Annotated in this window: 24 protein-coding genes; 13 read left to right on the top strand and 11 right to left on the bottom strand. The window is 56.6% G+C overall.

Annotation, left to right across the window (positions count from 1 at the left end):
* Positions 1 to 18: 18 nt before the first annotated feature.
* On the bottom strand, positions 19 to 330 hold the full coding sequence (gene rplU / locus ABLV76_RS08780) for a 50S ribosomal protein L21 (protein WP_002918379.1): 312 nt from the start codon (positions 328 to 330) through the stop codon (positions 19 to 21).
* A 260-nt stretch (positions 331 to 590) separates the two neighbouring features.
* Between rplU and ispB the strand changes: the two genes are divergently transcribed.
* On the top strand, positions 591 to 1,562 hold the full coding sequence (gene ispB / locus ABLV76_RS08775; protein WP_004206188.1) for an octaprenyl diphosphate synthase: 972 nt from the start codon (positions 591 to 593) through the stop codon (positions 1,560 to 1,562).
* A gap of 197 nt (positions 1,563 to 1,759) precedes the next feature.
* Positions 1,760 to 2,032, top strand: a complete 273-nt coding sequence (gene sfsB / locus ABLV76_RS08770) for a DNA-binding transcriptional regulator SfsB (protein WP_004206189.1) — start codon at positions 1,760 to 1,762, stop codon at positions 2,030 to 2,032.
* A gap of 54 nt (positions 2,033 to 2,086) precedes the next feature.
* Here the strand turns inward: sfsB and murA are convergent, their stop codons facing one another.
* From murA to mlaF, 7 genes are all read right to left on the bottom strand, one after another.
* Positions 2,087 to 3,346 (bottom strand): UDP-N-acetylglucosamine 1-carboxyvinyltransferase, encoded by a 1,260-nt coding sequence (gene murA, locus ABLV76_RS08765; RefSeq protein WP_004206190.1) that lies wholly within the window; start codon positions 3,344 to 3,346, stop codon positions 2,087 to 2,089.
* Between the two features lie 53 nt (positions 3,347 to 3,399).
* On the bottom strand, positions 3,400 to 3,654 hold the full coding sequence (ibaG, locus tag ABLV76_RS08760; RefSeq protein WP_004144910.1) for a BolA family iron metabolism protein IbaG: 255 nt from the start codon (positions 3,652 to 3,654) through the stop codon (positions 3,400 to 3,402).
* A gap of 136 nt (positions 3,655 to 3,790) precedes the next feature.
* Positions 3,791 to 4,081 (bottom strand): lipid asymmetry maintenance protein MlaB, encoded by a 291-nt coding sequence (gene mlaB, locus ABLV76_RS08755; protein ID WP_004206192.1) that lies wholly within the window; start codon positions 4,079 to 4,081, stop codon positions 3,791 to 3,793.
* Positions 4,081 to 4,716, bottom strand: a complete 636-nt coding sequence (mlaC, locus tag ABLV76_RS08750; protein WP_004206194.1) for a phospholipid-binding protein MlaC — start codon at positions 4,714 to 4,716, stop codon at positions 4,081 to 4,083. Before mlaC ends, mlaB begins: the two co-directional genes overlap by 1 nt.
* 18 nt (positions 4,717 to 4,734) lie before the next feature.
* Positions 4,735 to 5,286, bottom strand: coding sequence for an outer membrane lipid asymmetry maintenance protein MlaD (gene mlaD / locus ABLV76_RS08745; protein ID WP_004206195.1), 552 nt, complete (start codon positions 5,284 to 5,286; stop codon positions 4,735 to 4,737).
* Between the two features lie 4 nt (positions 5,287 to 5,290).
* Positions 5,291 to 6,073, bottom strand: a complete 783-nt coding sequence (gene mlaE / locus ABLV76_RS08740; RefSeq protein WP_004150949.1) for a lipid asymmetry maintenance ABC transporter permease subunit MlaE — start codon at positions 6,071 to 6,073, stop codon at positions 5,291 to 5,293.
* 7 nt (positions 6,074 to 6,080) lie between these two features.
* Positions 6,081 to 6,893: a phospholipid ABC transporter ATP-binding protein MlaF gene (mlaF, locus tag ABLV76_RS08735; RefSeq protein ID WP_004206196.1), complete on the bottom strand. Its 813-nt coding sequence runs from the start codon at positions 6,891 to 6,893 to the stop codon at positions 6,081 to 6,083.
* Positions 6,894 to 7,102: 209 nt separating this feature from the next.
* Between mlaF and ABLV76_RS08730 the strand changes: the two genes are divergently transcribed.
* From ABLV76_RS08730 to npr, 11 genes are all read left to right on the top strand, one after another.
* On the top strand, positions 7,103 to 8,080 hold the full coding sequence (locus ABLV76_RS08730; protein ID WP_004206198.1) for a calcium/sodium antiporter: 978 nt from the start codon (positions 7,103 to 7,105) through the stop codon (positions 8,078 to 8,080).
* A 14-nt stretch (positions 8,081 to 8,094) separates the two neighbouring features.
* Positions 8,095 to 9,081: an arabinose-5-phosphate isomerase KdsD gene (kdsD, locus tag ABLV76_RS08725; RefSeq protein WP_004206200.1), complete on the top strand. Its 987-nt coding sequence runs from the start codon at positions 8,095 to 8,097 to the stop codon at positions 9,079 to 9,081.
* 14 nt (positions 9,082 to 9,095) lie between these two features.
* Positions 9,096 to 9,662: a 3-deoxy-manno-octulosonate-8-phosphatase KdsC gene (gene kdsC, locus ABLV76_RS08720; RefSeq protein ID WP_023319211.1), complete on the top strand. Its 567-nt coding sequence runs from the start codon at positions 9,096 to 9,098 to the stop codon at positions 9,660 to 9,662.
* Positions 9,659 to 10,234 carry an LPS export ABC transporter periplasmic protein LptC gene (gene lptC / locus ABLV76_RS08715; protein ID WP_004206202.1) on the top strand — a complete coding sequence of 192 codons (576 nt, stop codon included), beginning with the start codon at positions 9,659 to 9,661 and terminating at the stop codon, positions 10,232 to 10,234. The genes kdsC and lptC overlap by 4 nt, the downstream gene beginning before the upstream one ends.
* On the top strand, positions 10,203 to 10,748 hold the full coding sequence (gene lptA / locus ABLV76_RS08710; protein ID WP_102006332.1) for a lipopolysaccharide ABC transporter substrate-binding protein LptA: 546 nt from the start codon (positions 10,203 to 10,205) through the stop codon (positions 10,746 to 10,748). The genes lptC and lptA overlap by 32 nt, the downstream gene beginning before the upstream one ends.
* 6 nt (positions 10,749 to 10,754) lie before the next feature.
* Positions 10,755 to 11,480, top strand: coding sequence for an LPS export ABC transporter ATP-binding protein (gene lptB, locus ABLV76_RS08705; RefSeq protein ID WP_004206203.1), 726 nt, complete (start codon positions 10,755 to 10,757; stop codon positions 11,478 to 11,480).
* A 47-nt stretch (positions 11,481 to 11,527) separates the two neighbouring features.
* Positions 11,528 to 12,961 (top strand): RNA polymerase factor sigma-54, encoded by a 1,434-nt coding sequence (rpoN, locus tag ABLV76_RS08700; RefSeq protein WP_032456660.1) that lies wholly within the window; start codon positions 11,528 to 11,530, stop codon positions 12,959 to 12,961.
* Between the two features lie 22 nt (positions 12,962 to 12,983).
* Complete coding sequence (gene hpf, locus ABLV76_RS08695; RefSeq protein WP_004206206.1) at positions 12,984 to 13,271, top strand: ribosome hibernation promoting factor; 288 nt, start codon at positions 12,984 to 12,986, stop codon at positions 13,269 to 13,271.
* Between the two features lie 70 nt (positions 13,272 to 13,341).
* Complete coding sequence (gene ptsN, locus ABLV76_RS08690; protein WP_004144926.1) at positions 13,342 to 13,830, top strand: PTS IIA-like nitrogen regulatory protein PtsN; 489 nt, start codon at positions 13,342 to 13,344, stop codon at positions 13,828 to 13,830.
* Positions 13,831 to 13,875: 45 nt separating this feature from the next.
* The gene (rapZ, locus tag ABLV76_RS08685) at positions 13,876 to 14,730 is read left to right on the top strand and encodes an RNase adapter RapZ (protein ID WP_004206208.1); all 855 of its coding nucleotides are present in this window, start codon (positions 13,876 to 13,878) and stop codon (positions 14,728 to 14,730) included.
* Complete coding sequence (gene npr, locus ABLV76_RS08680; RefSeq protein WP_002918431.1) at positions 14,727 to 14,999, top strand: PTS phosphocarrier protein NPr; 273 nt, start codon at positions 14,727 to 14,729, stop codon at positions 14,997 to 14,999. Before rapZ ends, npr begins: the two co-directional genes overlap by 4 nt.
* 62 nt (positions 15,000 to 15,061) lie before the next feature.
* On the opposite strand, the gene mtgA is transcribed toward npr, so the two are convergent.
* The 3 genes from mtgA to arcB form a co-directional block, all read right to left on the bottom strand.
* Entirely contained in the window at positions 15,062 to 15,787 is a 726-nt protein-coding gene (gene mtgA, locus ABLV76_RS08675) for a monofunctional biosynthetic peptidoglycan transglycosylase (protein ID WP_065696777.1), read from the bottom strand.
* Positions 15,784 to 16,437: an isoprenoid biosynthesis glyoxalase ElbB gene (gene elbB, locus ABLV76_RS08670; protein WP_004206211.1), complete on the bottom strand. Its 654-nt coding sequence runs from the start codon at positions 16,435 to 16,437 to the stop codon at positions 15,784 to 15,786. The genes mtgA and elbB overlap by 4 nt, the downstream gene beginning before the upstream one ends.
* 233 nt (positions 16,438 to 16,670) lie before the next feature.
* Positions 16,671 to 19,010: an aerobic respiration two-component sensor histidine kinase ArcB gene (arcB, locus tag ABLV76_RS08665; RefSeq protein ID WP_023319214.1), complete on the bottom strand. Its 2,340-nt coding sequence runs from the start codon at positions 19,008 to 19,010 to the stop codon at positions 16,671 to 16,673.
* Positions 19,011 to 19,136: the final 126 nt, after the last annotated feature.

Here is a 19,136-nt window from a genome sequence, read left to right as displayed (position 1 = left end):
AAATCTACTCCTCAGGTCTTAGGCGCTGATGCCAGTGATTTTCACATCAGTGAACCACTGACGATGGCCCTGCTGCTTACGATAGTGTTTACGACGACGAAACTTAACGATTTTAACTTTCTCGCCACGACCGTGAGCAACAACTTCAGCTTTGATTACGCCGCCCTCAACGAAAGGAACGCCGATCTTGATTTCTTCACCGTTTGCGATCATCAGCACTTCAGCGAACTCAACAGCTTCGCCAGTTGCGATGTCCAGCTTTTCCAGGCGAACGGTCTGACCTTCGCTTACTCGGTGTTGTTTACCACCACTTTGGAAAACCGCGTACATATAAAACTCCGCTTCCGCGCACCTCTTCGTGTGATTCAGAGTGCGCTATAAATATTCACAATAGGGCGCGAATATTACGCAAAACGCGAGCCTTTGACAAGAGCGATTAGCGATCAATGCAGAAAAAAAACACAACTTTCACGACAACGTTTATCTACGGCAATTTTTCAGTACAATCATATCTTCTTTTAATTCTGTCTTAATCCTTCTGTGATCCCACCTGGATTCATGGTAACAGGACATTTGGCCCGGCTTTTGCGATGAATTTAGAAAAAATCAATGAGTTAACCGCGCAAGATATGGCGGGTGTCAATGCGACGATTCTTGAGCAACTCAACTCCGATGTTCAGCTTATCAATCAGTTAGGCTATTACATCGTCAGCGGCGGCGGCAAACGCATTCGCCCGATGATTGCTGTGCTCGCCGCGCGCGCGGTGGGTTATCAGGGGAGCGCGCATGTCACCATTGCTGCGCTGATTGAATTTATTCATACCGCCACCCTGCTGCATGACGACGTCGTCGATGAGTCTGATATGCGTCGCGGCAAAGCCACGGCAAATGCGGCGTTTGGCAATGCCGCCAGCGTGCTGGTCGGCGATTTTATCTATACCCGCGCCTTTCAGATGATGACCCAGCTGGGCTCGCTGAAGATCCTCGAGGTCATGTCGGAAGCGGTGAACGTTATTGCCGAAGGCGAAGTGCTGCAGCTGATGAACGTCAATGACCCGGATATCACGGAAGAGAACTACATGCGCGTCATCTACAGCAAGACGGCGCGTCTGTTTGAGGCAGCCTCGCAGTGTGCGGGACTATTGGCCGACTGCACTGCCGAAGAAGAGCGCGCGTTGCAGGATTATGGCCGCTATCTCGGCACCGCTTTCCAGCTGATCGACGATTTACTCGATTACAGCTCCGACGGAGAGCGGCTCGGTAAAAACGTCGGTGACGACCTCAACGAAGGCAAACCGACGCTACCGCTGCTACACGCCATGCACCATGGTACCGCCGATCAATCGGCGATGATCCGCGGGGCTATCGAGCAGGGCAACGGCCGCCATCTGCTGGATGCCGTCCTGGAAACGATGGCTGCCTGCGGTTCGCTGGAGTGGACGCAGAAACGTGCTGAAGAAGAAGCTGACAAAGCGATTGCCGCGCTGCAGATTCTCCCGGACACCCCCTGGCGTGAAGCCTTGATCGGGCTGGCGCATATCGCGGTTCAGCGCGATCATTAATCCCCTCTCCCTTCCCGCGCAGTGCGCGGGAAAGTTCCAGTAAAAACCCATTCCCTACCGTAAATTTCCCGATATCTTGATACATTCTGAATATTCCGACGCTTTAACAGAACTTGTTAGAACCTTACCTGGTGCGCGGGTATAGTGTCTCCGTTGCCCATATGGGCCGTTCAGGATCTTTATCACCAGGAGAATTTATGGATAAGTTCATCGACTGGCATCCCGCAGATATTGTTGCTGGATTACGTAAACGGGGAACATCGCTGGCGGCAGAGTCGCGACGGCACGGTCTGAGTTCTTCAACGCTGGCGAACGCCCTGACCCGCCCCTGGCCGAAAGGCGAATTAATCATCGCCACGGCGCTGGATACACAGCCATGGGTCATCTGGCCGTCACGCTACCATGATCCGGTAACGCATGAGTTTATCGACAGAACGCAGATGATGCGTCAGAAGAAGATGGACAAGTGATGTGATTATGCGACAAGGACCCGGGAGAGACGCCCGGGCCCTGTCAGGACGCGATTACTCGCCTTTCACGCGCTGAATATTGGCACCCAGCGCCTGCAGTTTATCTTCAATACGCTCATAGCCACGATCGATATGATAGATGCGATCGACGATGGTGGTTCCCTCAGCGATACAACCTGCCAGCACGAGGCTCGCCGAAGCACGCAAATCGGTCGCCATCACCTGCGCGCCCGAAAGCTGCTTCACGCCATGACAGATCGCGGTATTGCTCTCGATCTCCGCGTGAGCACCCATACGGATCAGTTCCGGAATGTGCATAAAGCGGTTTTCAAAGATCGTTTCGGTGATCACGCCGGTCCCTTCCGCGACCAGGTTGAGCAGCGTGAACTGGGCCTGCATATCGGTCGGGAAGCCCGGATGCGGCGCGGTACGCACGTTAACCGCTTTCGGACGGTTGCCGTGCATATCAAGGCTGATCCAGTCTTCGCCCGTTTCGATGTCCGCTCCGGCGTCGCGCAGCTTCGCCAGTACGGCATCGAGGGTATCTGGTTGCGCGTTACGGCAGAGGATCTTGCCGCCGGAAATGGCTGCGGCCACCAGGAAGGTCCCGGTTTCAATACGGTCCGGCAGCACACGGTAAACGCCGCCGCCCAGACGCTGCACGCCTTCGATGGTGATGCGATCGGTACCCTGGCCGCTGATTTTTGCGCCCAGCGCGTTAAGGAAGTTCGCGGTATCGACGATCTCCGGCTCGCGAGCGGCGTTTTCGATAATCGTCGTCCCCTCGGCGAGGGTCGCTGCGCTCATGATAGTGACGGTGGCGCCGACGCTCACTTTATCCATCACGATATGCGCGCCTTTCAGACGACCATTGACCGAAGCTTTTACATAACCTTCTTCCAGTTTGATCTCGGCGCCCAGCTGTTCCAGGCCGCTAATATGCAGATCGACCGGACGCGCGCCGATGGCGCAGCCGCCAGGCAGAGAGACTTGTCCCTGACCGAAACGCGCCACCAGCGGGCCCAGCGCCCAGATAGAGGCGCGCATGGTTTTCACCAGATCGTACGGAGCACAGAATACATCGACCGGGCCGGCGTCAATCCACACCGAACCATTGCGCTCTACCTTCGCGCCCAGCTGACTCAGCAGCTTCATGGTGGTATCGATGTCTTTGAGCTTAGGTACGTTCTGGATCTCTACCGGCTCTTCGGCAAGCAGCGCGGAAAAGAGGATTGGCAGGGCGGCGTTTTTTGCACCGGAGATGGTGACTTCGCCCTGAAGGCGAGTCGGCCCCTGAACACGGAATTTATCCATTGATTCTGTTCTCTATTAAAAATTCACATACGCTGCAGGGGATCCCCCACAGCTTAGAAGCCATTTAGTTTGCGGTCTCGCGCCCACTCCTGCGGAGTAAAGGCCTTGATCGACAGCGCATGGATGCGGTTGTCAGCAATATATTCCATCAGCGGCGCGTAGACGCTCTGCTGCTTTTTAACCCGACTCATGCCATCGAACATCTCACCCACAGCAATAACCTGAAAGTGGCTGCCATCGCCAGAGACGTGGACTTCCTGGAGGGGGAGTGCGTTCATCAGCACGGTCTGAATTTCATGATTTTCCATGGGCTCAAATTTATCTGATAGTGAAAACAGCCCAACATCTTAGAGGAAAGTGGCGCGGTCTTAAACAAGCAAAAAGCCCCGGCGAAAAGATTGCCGGGGCTTTCGGAATAGCTTCAGCGCTAAGACACTGAAAAGATTATGGGATCATATCGACAGGCAGGTTGTAAAGACCGACCAGCGTTTGCAGATTTTCGCTCTTGCCGATCAGCTGCGCTTCCCGGCCCTGGCGGCGAATCAGCGCTACAAAATGCATTAACAGCGCCAGGCCCGCCGTGTCCACGCGCGTGGTCTGACTGAGATCGATGATCGCTGTCCCCGCCGTCGCCTGGGCGCGTGCCTCCCAGAGCGGGACCAGCAGATCCTGGTCCAGCTCTCCGTGCAGCGCCAGCGTCTCGCCATCACGAGTCCAGCTCAGCTGCCCGCTCATTATTTTTTCTGTTCCAGGGTGATCGGCTGAGCGGAGATCGCTTTGAGCTGCGCGGTCAGGCCATCAACGCCCTTGGTACGCAGCAGGTCGCTCCACTCGTTTTGTTTGGTGGTGATCATGCTGACCCCTTCCGCAATCATATCGTAGGCCTGCCAGTTGCCGGTCTGGGTATTTTTACGCCACTGGAAGTCGAGACGTACCGGCGGACGGCCGTTCGGGTCGATGATAGTGACGCGGATCGGAATGATGGTCGCGCTGCCCAGCGGCTGTTCCGGGGCAATCTGGTAGGTCTGACCATGGTACATTGCCAACGCCTGGCCATAGGCCTGCTTCAGGTATTCACGGAAGGCGGCAAAATAAGCTTCACGCTGCGCCGGGGTAGCTTCTTTGTAATAGCGGCCCAGCACCAGCGCGCCGGCATACTTCACCTGCACATAAGGCAGAAGCTCCTGGTCGACGATGTCGCGCAGATAGTTAGGGTTGGCCTTGATCTTCGGCTGTTCATTCTTCAGGCGATCGAAGGTTTTCTGCGCCGCTTCATTCATCAGCTTATACGGATTGGACTGGTCTGCCGCCTGGGCGGCGGTCAGCGGGGCAATCACCAGCATGGCGACCATGAGTAAGCGTTTAAACATATCGTGTTTCTCCTGAAATTAATGCGTCGTGCCGGCTGCCGGCGTCGCGTCAGTATGACCTTCTGCCTCGGCCTTATCATTGCCAGAATTCTGATTGTCACCGCCCTTACTGTTATAAAGGAACTGACCAATCAGATCTTCCAGCACCATAGCGGACTTGGTGTCCTGGATAGTACCGCCGTCTTTAAGAATAGTCGTCCCGAGGTCCGGGTCTTCAAAACCGACGTTCAGCGCCAGATACTGCTCGCCCAGCAGGCCAGAGGTGCGGATCGCCAGCGAACTGGTATCCGGGATATGGTTGTAGCGCTCATCAATATCGAGCTCCACGCGCGGCAGATAGGTTTTCGGGTCGAGGGTGATGTCCGCCACGCGGCCAACAACCACACCGCCGATGCGCACCGGCGAGCGTGCTTTCAGGCCGCCGATATTATCGAAGGTCGCGTAAAGACGGTAAGTCGGCTCGGTACGTAGCGAGGTGACGTTCGCCGCCTTCAGGCAGACAAACAGCGCCGCCAGCAGCGCCACCAGTAAGAACACCCCTACCCAGATTTCATTTTTTTTCGTTTGCATGAACTCAATTCCCAAACATCAGCGCAGTCAGCACAAAATCCAGCCCCAGAACCGCCAGCGACGCATGCACCACGGTGCGCGTAGTCGCCCGGCTAATCCCGGCGGAAGTGGGGATAGCGTCATAACCATTGAATAACGCAATCCAGGTTACCGTAATGGCGAATACCAGGCTCTTAATCAGGCAGTTCACCAGATCCATTCGCCAGTCGACGGCATTTTGCATCGCGGTCCAGAAAAAACCACCATCAATGCCTTTCCAGCTCACGCCCACCAGCGCTCCACCCCAGATCCCCACCGCAACGAAGATAATCGTCAGCAGCGGCAGCGAAATGACGCCGGCCCAGAAACGGGGAGAAATGACGCGGCGCAGCGGATCCACCGCCATCATCTCCATACTGGAGAGCTGTTCCGTGGCCCGCATCAGGCCAATCTCGGCGGTCAGCGCCGACCCGGCGCGACCGGCAAACAGCAGCGCGGCGACCACCGGCCCCAGCTCGCGCAGCAGCGACAGCGCCACCAGCATGCCAAGACTGGTCTCTGCGCTGTAGGTGGTTAAGACCAGATACCCCTGCAGCCCGAGCACCATACCGATAAACAGGCCCGATACAATGATAATCAGCATCGACAGAACGCCGACGTTGTAGAGCTGACGAACCAGCAGCGGCGCGTGCTTGCGAAACTCTGGCTTGCCGACAACGGCGTTGAACAGCATTAATCCGGCGCGTCCAAAGGTCGCGGTGGTTTTAATACCGCGATGGCCTAGCGCGGCCAGCGCATTAAACAGCATCAGTCGCTCAACTCCCTATGCCTAATAAATCATGGTGATAGTCGCCAGCCGGATAACGGAACGGCACCGGGCCGTCGGCAATACCATCAATGAACTGACGAACCCGAGGGTCAGCATTCTCACGTAGCGACTGGGCGCTGCCGTGGGCGACAATCTTTTTATCCGCCACGATATACGCATAGTCCGCAATGCTCAGCACCTCAGGCACATCGTGCGAAACCACGATGCAGGTGACACCCAGCGTGCTGTTGAGTTCAGAAATCAGCTTCACCAGCACGCCCATGGTGATGGGATCCTGCCCGACGAACGGTTCGTCGAACATAATGAGATCCGGCTCCAGGGCAATGGCCCTCGCCAGGGCGGCGCGGCGCGCCATGCCGCCGGAAAGCTCAGAGGGCATTAACTTCGCCGCACCGCGCAGCCCTACCGCCTCCAGCTTCATCATCACCGTCGTATGCAGCAGCGCAGGCGGCAGATGCGTATGTTCGCGCAGCGGGTAGGCGACGTTGTCAAAGACATTGAGGTCGGTGAACAGCGCCCCGGACTGGAACAGCATGCTCATCCGCTTACGCACCGTGTACAGACGCGAACGGGTCATCTGCGGCACGTTCTCGCCATCGAACAGGATCTCTCCCCTGTCCGGCGGGATCTGTCCGCCGATCAGGCGTAACAGGGTAGTCTTGCCGATCCCCGAAGGTCCCATAATCGCAGTAATTTTACCGCGTGGCACCGACAGCGAGATGTCGTCGAAGATCACGCGATCGCCGCGAGAAAAGCGGATACCGCGCACTTCAACTAAATTCGCCTGAGTTTGGCTCATAAAATCATCCTTACTAAGCACCTGATGGGCAAGCATCGCCCTTTCTTACGCCACAATCACAACATTTTTACAGAATCTTACCTGCACAGGTTAGCGAAAGCTGGCATTTGTTTTACTTTTGGCACGCATAAAGTCAAAATTAAGAATTCGTTACGCTGCGTAGGGATAACCCAGCGAGGCGACGATTATACCTGAAGAAAGGACTTTAGATGCTCTTAGCGACGGCTCTGTTAATTATTGGTTTATTGCTGGTTGTCTACAGTGCCGATCGTCTGGTCTATGCCGCCTCCATCCTCTGTCGCATGTTGGGGATCCCGCCGCTGATCATCGGTATGACGGTGGTGAGTATTGGCACTTGCCTGCCAGAGATCATGGTTTCCACCGCGGCCTCGCTGCATGGACAGACCGATCTGGCGGTGGGCACCGCGCTCGGCTCCAACATTACTAATATTCTCCTGATCCTCGGTCTGGCTGCCTTACTCAGGCCATTTACCGTGCATTCTGATATTCTGCGCCGCGAATTACCGCTAATGTTGCTGGTCAGCGTACTGGCAGGGCTGGTGCTCTATGATGGTCAACTGTCCCGTCTCGATGGCCTGTTTTTACTGGCGCTGGCGCTGCTATGGCTGCTGTTCACCATCAAAATCGCCCGTCTGGCGGAACGCCAGGGAAGCGATAGCCTGACCCGTGAACAGCTGGCCGAACTGCCGCGTGAAGGGTCGCTGCCGGTCGCTCTGCTGTGGTTAGGGGTGGCGATGATCGTCATGCCGATGGCCACCCGCATGGTGGTAGATAACAGTACGGTGCTGGCAAACTATTTTGCCATCAGTGAACTGACCGTCGGCCTGACGGTAGTGGCGATAGGCACCAGCCTGCCGGAGCTGGCCACCGCCATCGCCGGGGCGCGCAAAGGGGAAGATGACATTGCCATCGGTAATATCATCGGCGCAAATATCCTCAATATTGCGCTGGTGCTGGGTTTGCCGGCGCTGATCGCGCCGGGAGCCTTTGCGGCGGAAGCCTTTACCCGCGACTATGGCGTGATGTTGCTGGTCAGCCTGATCTTCGCCGTGCTGTGCTGGCGCCGCCAGCAGCAGCCGGGACGACTGGTTGGCGCGCTGCTGGTCGGCGGTTTTGTGGTTTGGTTGGCGATGCTGTTCTGGACAGCGCCGCTCTTCGTTGAATGACTCGGGATAACATCATGTCGCAAATAGATTTGCCCACGGATTTTGACTTTCAACAGGCAGGCCGTCAGGTGCTGGAAATTGAACGTGAAGGTCTGGCCCAGCTCGATCAGTATATAAATGACGATTTCACCCGCGCCTGCGAAACGATTTTCCGCTGCGGCGGGAAGGTCGTGGTGATGGGGATGGGCAAATCCGGCCATATCGGCCGCAAAATGGCGGCAACCTTCGCCAGTACCGGCACGTCGGCATTTTTTGTCCACCCAGGCGAAGCCGCGCACGGCGATTTGGGCATGGTTACGCCGCAGGACGTGGTGATTGCGTTGTCGAACTCCGGCGAATCGAACGAAATCCTCGCGCTGATCCCGGTCCTGAAACGCCAGCAGGTGAAGCTTATCTGCATTACCAGCCGGCCTGAAAGCAGCATGGCGCGCGCGGCGGATATCCATCTGTGCGTGAAAGTGCCGAAGGAGGCCTGTCCGTTAGGGCTGGCGCCCACCTCCAGCACCACCGCCGCGCTGGTGATGGGCGATGCCCTCGCCGTCGCCCTGCTGGAAGCCCGCGGCTTTACCGCTGAGGATTTCGCTCTCTCGCATCCGGGTGGCGCACTCGGTCGTAAGCTGTTGCTGCGCGTCAATGATATTATGCATACCGGTGATGAGATCCCGCACGTCGGCCTGCAGGCCACCCTGCGCGATGCGCTGCTGGAAATCACCCGTAAAAATTTAGGTATGACCGCTATCTGCGATGACGACATGAACATCATCGGTATCTTTACCGACGGTGACCTGCGCCGGGTCTTCGACACCGGCGTTGATATGCGCGATGCCAGCATTGCCGACGTCATGACCCGGGGAGGGATCCGTATCCGTCCCGGCACCCTGGCGGTGGATGCGCTAAACCTGATGCAATCCCGTCATATTACCTGCGTGCTGGTTGCCGATGGCGACCATCTGCTGGGTGTGGTACATATGCACGATCTCCTGCGCGCGGGCGTAGTGTAAGTAAGGAAAAAATAATGAATAATGCTGATGCTCAGTTAGCGACCTGCTATGGGCCGGTAAGCCAGACGTTTCTCGATCGCGCGGCTAAGATCCGTTTACTGATCCTCGATGTCGACGGTGTATTATCCGACGGGCTTATCTATATGGGTAATCACGGCGAGGAGCTGAAAGCGTTCAACGTCCGCGATGGCTATGGTATCCGCTGCGCGCTGACCTCTGGCATTGAAGTGGCGATTATTACCGGACGAAAAGCTAAACTGGTAGAAGATCGCTGTCAGACGCTGGGCATCACGCATTTGTATCAGGGGCAGTCGGACAAGCTGCTGGCGTTCCGCGATCTCACTGACAAACTGGGCGTGCGGCCAGAGGAAGTCGCCTACATCGGCGACGATCTGATTGACTGGCCGGTGATGGCCGAAGTGGGGCTTAGCGTCGCCGTCGCGGATGCGCATCCGCTGCTGCTGCCGCGCGCCGATTACATCACCCGGATTAATGGCGGACGCGGCGCGGTACGCGAAGTCTGCGATTTGTTACTATTGGCGCAGGGCAAGCTGGATGAGGCCAAAGGGCAATCAATATGAGTAAAACCAGACGTTGGGTTATCATTTTACTGTCGCTGCTCGCGCTGATCCTCATCGGCCTGAATCTGGCGAATACGGACGACACGGCCCAGCAGGAGGTCAATCCCAACGACCCGACGTATAAAAGCGAACACACTGACACCGTGGTGTACAGTCCGGAAGGCGCCCTGAGCTATCGGCTGATTGCCGAGCATGTGGAGTATTTTTCCGATCAGGAGGTCTCCTGGTTTACCAAACCAGTGATGACCACCTTTGATACCAATAAGGTGCCGACCTGGTCAGTCAGAGCAGATAAAGCGAAGCTGACAAATGACCGGATGCTCTATCTTTACGGGCACGTTGAGGTGAATGCGCTCGCGCCTGACTCTCAACTGCGCAAAATTACGACGGATAACGCCCAGATAAATCTGGTAACGCAGGACGTTACCTCTGATGACATGGTGACGTTATACGGCACCACATTTAATTCCAGCGGCCTGAAAATGCGTGGAAACCTTCGCAGCAAAAATGCCGAGCTGATTGAAAAGGTGAGAACCTCTTATGAAATTCAGAACAAACAAACTCAGCCTTAAGATTGCGCTCGCCGGCGCGTTACTGGCCGCCAGCCTGCCGGCCCTCGCCAAGACGGGCGATACCGATCAGCCGATCCATATCGAATCCGATCAGCAGTCGCTGGATATGCAGGGCAATGTCGTCACCTTCACCGGTAACGTGGTCGTGACTCAGGGGACGATCAAAATTAACGCTGATAAAGTGGTGGTCACCCGTCCGGGCAATGAAAAAGGCAAAGAGGTGATCGAAGGTTTCGGTAAACCGGCCACCTTCTACCAGATGCAGGATAACGGCAAACCGGTAAAAGGCCGGGCGTCGAAAATGCGCTATGAGCTGCAGAACGATTACGTCGTGCTGACCGGCAACGCGTACCTTGAACAGCTCGACAGCAACATCAAGGGCGACAAGATCACCTATCTGGTGAAAGAGCAAAAAATGCAGGCCTTCAGCGACAAAGGTCGACGCGTCACCACCGTTCTGGTGCCGTCCGAGCTGCAGGACAAAAGCGGCAACCAGCAAAAGAAGAGTAACTAATCCGTTATGGCAACCTTAACTGCGAAGAATCTCGCTAAAGCGTATAAAGGCCGCCGCGTGGTGGAAGATGTCAGTCTCACCGTTAACTCGGGGGAGATTGTCGGCTTGCTTGGCCCCAACGGCGCCGGTAAAACCACCACCTTCTACATGGTGGTCGGGATTGTGCCGCGCGACGCGGGCAATATTATCATTGATGACGAAGACATCAGCCTGCTGCCGCTGCACGCGCGCGCGCGCCGGGGGATCGGCTATCTGCCGCAGGAAGCCTCGATTTTCCGTCGCCTGAGCGTTTATGACAACCTGATGGCGGTCCTGCAGATCCGTGACGATTTGAGCAGCGAGCAGCGGGAAGATCGCGCCAAAGAGCTGATGGAAGAGTTTCATATTGAGCACCTGCGTGACAGCCTCGGTCAGGCGCTCTCCGGTGGTGAACGCCGCCGCGTCGAAATCGCCCGCGCGCTGGCGGCCAACCCGAAATTTATTCTTCTGGATGAACCCTTTGCCGGCGTGGATCCGATCTCGGTTATCGACATCAAACGCATCATTGAGCATTTGCGCGACAGCGGCCTCGGCGTACTGATTACCGACCATAACGTCAGAGAGACTCTCGCGGTCTGCGAACGCGCGTATATTGTCAGTCAGGGACACCTTATCGCTCATGGTACACCGCAGCAGATCCTCGAAGATGAGCAGGTTAAGCGCGTGTATCTTGGGGAAGACTTCAGACTCTGATAGGGTAGAGGTTACAGACGTTTTAGCCGGAGATATTTACCCTGAACATGAAGCAAGGTTTGCAATTAAGGCTTAGCCAACAGCTTGCCATGACGCCGCAACTGCAGCAGGCGATTCGTTTGCTGCAGTTGTCCACGTTAGAACTCCAGCAAGAGCTCCAGCAAGCGCTGGAAAGTAACCCGTTGCTTGAGCAAACCGATCTTCACGACGAGGTAGAGGCGAAAGAGGTGGAGGACCGCGAGTCTCTCGATACCGTCGACGCACTTGAGCAAAAAGAGATGCCCGACGAGCTTCCTCTCGATGCCAGCTGGGATGAAATCTATACCGCCGGTACGCCGTCAGGCAACGGCGTGGACTACCAGGACGACGAACTCCCCGTTTATCAAGGCGAGACCACCCAGACGCTGCAGGATTACCTGATGTGGCAGGTCGAGCTGACGCCCTTCACCGATACCGACCGCGCCATCGCCACCTCCATTGTCGACGCCGTCGACGATACGGGCTACCTCACCGTTCAGATTGAAGATATCGTCGACAGCATCGGCGATGAGGAGATCGGCCTCGAAGAAGTGGAAGCCGTCCTGAAGCGCATCCAGCGTTTTGATCCGGTTGGCGTCGCGGCGAAAGATCTGCGCGACTGTCTGCTGATCCAGCTCTCGCAATTCGCCAAAGAGACGCCTTGGCTGGAAGAGGCCCGGCTGATTATCAGCAATCATCTCGATCTTCTGGCCAACCATGATTTCCGCACCCTGATGCGGGTGACCCGGCTGAAAGAAGAGGTGCTGAAAGAGGCGGTGAACCTGATCCAGTCCCTGGATCCCCGTCCCGGCCAGTCCATTCAAACCAGCGAACCGGAATATGTCATTCCCGACGTGCTGGTGCGCAAGGTCAGCGGCCGCTGGACCGTGGAGCTCAACGCCGACAGCATTCCACGGCTGAAAATTAATCAGCAGTATGCGGCAATGGGCAACAGCGCCCGCAATGACGCCGACGGCCAGTTCATTCGCAGCAATCTGCAGGAAGCCCGCTGGCTGATTAAAAGTCTGGAAAGCCGCAACGATACCCTGCTGCGCGTGAGCCGCTGCATCGTAGAACAACAGCAGGCTTTTTTCGAACAGGGTGAAGAGTATATGAAGCCGATGGTGCTGGCCGATATCGCCCAGGCCGTCGAGATGCATGAATCGACGATTTCCCGTGTCACCACGCAAAAATATCTGCACAGTCCGCGCGGTATTTTTGAACTGAAGTATTTCTTCTCCAGCCATGTCAATACCGAAGGCGGCGGCGAAGCCTCGTCGACGGCGATTCGCGCGCTGGTGAAGAAACTCATCGCCGCGGAAAATCCCGCGAAGCCGTTGAGCGACAGTAAGCTCACCTCCATGCTGTCCGAGCAGGGTATCATGGTCGCGCGCCGCACTGTCGCGAAGTACAGAGAGTCTTTATCCATCCCGCCGTCAAACCAGCGTAAACAACTGGTCTGACACAACCGATAAGGAAGACACTATGCAGCTCAACATTACAGGACACAACGTCGAGATCACTCCCGCGATGCGCGACTTCGTCACGGCGAAGTTCAGCAAGCTGGAACAATTTTTCGACCGGATCAATCAGGTCTATATTGTGTTAAAAGTAGAGAAAGTGACGCAAATTGCGGACGCGAATCTGCATGTCAACGGTGGCGAAATCCATGCCAGTGCGGAAGGGCAGGATATGTATGCAGCTGTCGATGGTCTTATCGACAAGCTGGCAAGGCAGTTAACGAAGCATAAAGATAAACTAAAACAACACTAATTGTCCGGGCCCCCCTGCGTCAGCCGCCAGGTAACATCGGCGACGGGCGCGGGGGCGCTCAGGTGAAATTATGATGAACAACGATTCGGCTCTACAACTGAGCAACGTCCTGAACCAGGAATGTACCCGTAGCCAGGTTCACTGCCAGAGCAAGAAGCGTGCTCTGGAAATCATTAGCGAACTGGCCGCCAAACAGTTAAGTTTGCCGCCGCAGGTGGTGTTCGAAGCGATCCTCACCCGCGAAAAAATGGGCAGTACCGGGATTGGCAATGGTATCGCCATTCCCCACGGAAAACTGGAAGAGGATACGCTGCGTGCTGTCGGCGTTTTTGTCCAGCTGGAAACCCCCATCGCCTTCGACGCGATCGACAATCAGCCTGTCGACCTGCTGTTCGCGCTGCTGGTGCCGGCCGATCAGACAAAAACCCACCTGCATACGCTCTCCCTGGTGGCCAAACGGCTGGCCGACAAAGCGATTTGTCGTCGCCTGCGCGCGGCGCAGAGCGATGAAGAGTTGTATGAGATCATCACCGAAGCAGGAAGCAGCGATGACGCATAACGGCAGTCGCACCTTATCCTTTATCGTACTGAGGAGAAACGGTACATGGTACTGATGATCGTCAGCGGCCGCTCGGGCTCGGGTAAATCCGTCGCTCTGCGAGCGCTGGAAGATATGGGCTTTTACTGCGTGGATAACCTGCCGGTCGTGCTGCTGCCCGATCTGGCACGGTCGCTGGCTGACCGCAATATTTCGGCGGCCGTCAGCATCGACGTGCGGAACATGCCGGAATCACCGGAGATCTTCGAGCAGGCGATGAAAAACCTGCCGGAGTGCTTTTCGCCGCAGCTGCTGTTTCTCGATGCCGATCGCAACACGCTGATCCGTCGATACAGCGACACCCGTCGCCTGCATCCGCTGTCGAGCAAGAATTTGTCGCTGGAAAGCGCCATCGATGAAGAGAGCGATCTGCTGGAGCCCCTGCGCTCGCGGGCCGATCTGATTGTCGATACCTCGGAGATGTCGGTTCACGAGCTGGCGGAAATGTTACGCACCCGGCTGCTGGGTAAACGAGAACGCGAACTGACCATGGTCTTCGAATCCTTCGGCTTTAAGCACGGTATCCCGATCGATGCCGATTACGTCTTTGACGTGCGCTTTCTGCCAAACCCGCACTGGGATCCGAAGCTGCGTCCCATGACCGGTCTGGATAAGCCGGTGGCCGCCTTCCTCGATCGGCACACCGAAGTGCACAACTTTATTTACCAGACCCGGAGCTATCTTGAGCTATGGTTACCGATGCTGGAGACCAACAATCGCAGCTATCTGACGGTGGCCATTGGCTGCACCGGCGGTAAACATCGTTCGGTTTATATTGCTGAACAACTGGCTGACTACTTCCGCTCGCGCGGTAAAAACGTGCAGTCTCGTCATCGGACGCTGGAAAAACGTAAATCATGACCGTAAAGCAGACCGTTGAAATCACCAATAAGCTGGGCATGCACGCCCGCCCGGCGATGAAGCTGTTCGAACTGATGCAGAATTTCGATGCCGAGGTGTTGCTGCGCAACGATGAAGGCACGGAGGCGGAAGCCAACAGCGTCATTGCCCTGCTGATGCTGGACTCGGCGAAAGGACGGCAGATAGAGGTGGAGGCCAGCGGTCCGCAGGAAGTGGAAGCCCTCGCCGCGGTGATTGCCCTGTTTAATGCCGGGTTTGACGAAGACTAAAGGTGACGCTTCCCGGCGACGGAGACTGGCGACGGTACCAGCCCCGGCGCCGGATTTACCCGCTAATAGAGCTTATGCTCACGCATGAACCCTTCCCCACCCAGTTGTCGCATCTGGCGTAAGATCCAGGCCTGGCGGTTGCGCACATAGCCCGAAGGCGCGTCGGCGCGATAGCGGATCGGGTTTGGCAGCACCGCGGCCAGCAGAGCCGCTTCCCCCGGCGTCAACTGGCTGGCGGGCTTATGAAAATAGCGCTGGGCGGCCGCTTCCACACCAAAAATCCCCTCGCCAAACTCGGCAATATTCAGGTAGACGGTCAGGATCCGCTTTTTACTCCACACGGTTTCCATGCCGACGGTCAATCCGGCCTCCAGCCCCTTGCGAAGCCAGCTACGACCATCCCACAAAAACAGGTTTTTCGCCGTCTGCTGCGACAGCGTTGACGCGCCGCGGATGCGGGTATCGTGACGCTCATTGTGCGCCAGCGCCTTTTCGATTGCCGAGACGTCAAACCCCCAGTGTTCCGGGAACTTCTGATCTTCGGCGGCAATCACCGCCAGCCCCATCCACGGGGAGATCTTATCCATGGCGACCCAGTCGGAGTACGCCAGATAGTGGACATCGCCGGACAGCCAGGCGCTTATCTGCCGCTCAAGCATGACTGCCGAAAAGGGCACCGGCAGCACGCTAAACAGCGCGATACCCCCGCCCCAGAAGACGGCGGCGATCAGCAGCAGACGCAGCGCCAGTCGTTTGAGCAGCGCGAAGGGCGCAATGCGGAGCTTCATGCGCTCAGCGCCAGCACGCGGGCGACCAGTTTTTCGATCCCAGTGGCGGCTTGCACAATATTCTCCGCCAGCATATACGCCGGGGTGGTGACCACTTTATTCTCTTCATCCACCACGATGTCGTCGACCGGGCAAGGCACATGCTCCGCCCCCATCTCCTCCACCACATCGGCGGTGTCGAGATCGGTCCCGATAGTCATCCGCAGCGGAAACGCAAAGATCTTCGGCAGCAGCGCCGGAGCGATGCACATAAAGCCCAGCGGCTTGCCGGCCTGATGCATCGCCAGCGCCAGGGCCCGCAGATCGTGGTCCACCTCGCATTTGCTGCCCTCGGCAGCGAAGCTGCTTAAGTTTTTCGCCGCGCCGAAGCCGCCGGGGACGATCAGCGCGTCCAGCGTCTCCTCACGCGCTTGCGCCAGCGGCAGGATGTCGCCGCGGGCGATGCGCGCCGCTTCCACCAGCACGTTGCGCTGCTCCGTCAACGGTTCACCCGTCAGATGGTTGATGACGTCGCGCTGCGGTTTATCGGGCGCAAAGCAGACCGCCTGCGCGCCGTTGCGCGCGATCGCCAGCAGGGTAATCACTGCCTCATGAATTTCACTGCCGTCGTACACGCCGCAGCCGCTCAGTACCACACCAATTTTTTTCATCGCCTTCGCTCCTCCATGCAACTCGCTGAAACCAGTCAAAAATGTCGATTTACTCGCTATGCTTCACATATTTTACTGATTCATGTAACAAATTAGTTAAGCTTTGCTATCTTAATGAGCGAGCAATCCACTTCTCAGGTTGCGCCACGTAACAACATCACTCAAATCACACTGGCTCAACCACCAGTTCCCTGGTGTTGGCGCAGTATTCGCGCACCCCGGTCTGTCCGGGGTCATTTTTTCCCGGCCTTCGCCACCCATGCCTTCAGAATCGCCACGTCGTTTTGCCACTCGGATTTCATCTCTTCAACCCATTCAGCGACATTATCAGACCAGGCAGGCAGGTCCGGCGTCTGGATCTGCTGACCCAGCTGCTGGATGTGGCGCAGGCCAATAGAACCCGCAGCCCCTTTGATCTTATGCCCCTCTTCGACGATCCCTTTTTGATCGCGGGCGGTGAGATTAGACTCAAGGACGGACATATAGCCCGGCATCATCTTCTCAAACACCGCGAGGCCATCGTTGATAAGCTTCGGTCCCACCAGTTCGATGTATTGCTCCAGCATATCGGTATCCAGCACCGCGTCGGCTTTATGCAGATCGGCCGCCGGCGCTTCCTGCGCCTCCTCTTCCGGCGCATCCCAGAATTTTTTGATCATGGCCGTCAGCGCCGGCACCGATAGCGGCTTGCTCAGCACATCGTCCATGCCGGCATCAAGATACTCTTTCTTATTCTTCAGCACGTTGGCGGTCAGGGCTACCAGCGGCGGCAGCTCATCCGCGGCAAAATTCTGTTTTAGCTGACGAGAGATATCCAGACCCGTCATATCCGGCAGCTGGATATCCAGCAGCACCAGGTCGTACTCGCCAGGCTCAAACATCTCCAGCGCGGCTTTACCGGTCATCGCGACATCCACGCTGTTGCCCAACTTTTCCAGCACCGAGCGCGCCACGATGACGTTGAGCTCAATATCTTCTACCAGCAGCACGTTGAGCGCCGGTAATGGCATGTCGTCTTCCGCCAGGGTATCTTCCACTTCTTCCGCAATGGCAGGCGCATGGACGGTGAGCGTAAAGGTCGCTCCTTTACCCGGCTGGCTGGTGACGCTGATATCGCCGCCCATATTGCGCGCCAGGCGGCGCGATACGGCGAGGCCAATCCCGGTGCCGGTGGCTGGTTTGCCGCCGTGGCTGTCTTTGACCTGGTAATACATGGCGAATATTTTGTCCTGTTCCGCTTCAGGAATACCAATCCCGGAGTCTTCCACTTCGAAGTGCAGGATATCGCCTTCGTCATAGCGCACGCGGACGTTCACCCCACCGCCCTGTGGGGTAAATTTCACGGCGTTGCTGATAAGATTCCACAGGATCTGCCGCAGGCGGGTGCCGTCGGTGATCACCTTGTGCGGCAGCGGCAGGCTCGGCTCCAGCACAAAGCGCAGCCCCTTCTGCTGCGCCTGCAGACCCGAAAGGTTTTCAAGGTCGGCAAGGAAGCTGGTGAAGTCCACCGGCTGGTTATCGAGCTGTACCTTACGGCGCTCCATTTTATCCATGTCGATAATATCATTGAAGATATTCCCCAGCGTCACCGCCGAGACATGGATGGTTTTCAGGTATTTTTCCTGCTCGCTGGTCAGTTCGGTATCCAGCAAAATTCGGCTCAGCCCGACGATCCCGTTCAGCGGGGTACGCAGCTCATGGCTGATGGTGGAGATGAAGGTGGTTTTATCCCGGCTGGCGCGTTCGAGGGCGTCCTGATAGCGTTTTCGTTCGGTGATATCGCGCCCGAAGCCCATCAGGCCGCGACGCTTACCGACGCGATCGTAGTACGGGACCTTGCGGATTTCGAAGCACGCTTTACGGCCATCGGGATAGTCCAGCCATTGCTCATAGGTCAGCGATACATTGTGGCGGAACACCTTCTCATCGGTTTCCAGCACCTTTTCCGCTGCTTCTTCGCTATAGACGTCCTGTGGTTTGAGGTGGATCAGCTGTTTCTCGCTTTTGCCGGTCAGCAGCTCCATCGCCCGGTTACAGCCGGAAAACTCTTTATCCTCATTGCGGTAAAAGACCAGGTCCGGGGAGGCGTCGAGGAAAGAGCGCAAAAAGGAGGATTGCTGTTCGAGCTGGATCTGCGTCTCTTCACGCTCTTTCATCTCGATCTTCAGCTGCTCAAGGGTGGTCTCACGCTCGGCTTCCGCCTTTTCACGTTCGCCAATCTCCTGATTCAACTGCGCGATATTGTCTTTCAGCTGCACATTCAGCTTCAGATCGCGCTCGCGCATCTCCTCCAGCTTCTCCACCAGCCGCGAAAGACGCTGGCGGGACTCTTCGAGTTGCTCCACCACCACCGAGAGAAAGTAGACCGCCCACGGGGTGATGAGCAGACCGAAGAAGATAGAGCGGATAACGTCGATGCTTTCAACCTGGCCATGCAGCACCATGGTGACCGCCATCTGTACCACGATGGCCAGCACCACCAGCGCAAGAGCCAACAGCATTGAAAAGCGGACCAGACCCAGCTTCATCATCAGGTCGACATAATACTGCGCCAGCATACGAATTTGCTTCATAGGGGATTCCTTCACGACAACTCCGCACAATAATACTCAATTCTGAGCAATGCGCTGTAAGTTGTGCAAAAAATGCGGGAAGGAGCCGATATGACGGCTGGTCGCCAAGGCGAACCAGCCGCTAAA

Source organism: Klebsiella sp. GB_Kp047 (genome assembly GCF_040065235.1).
GTDB lineage: Bacteria > Pseudomonadota > Gammaproteobacteria > Enterobacterales > Enterobacteriaceae > Klebsiella > Klebsiella quasipneumoniae.
The sequence above is the reverse complement of the archived record's forward strand: the minus strand, read 5'-3'. Positions and strand labels throughout refer to the sequence as shown.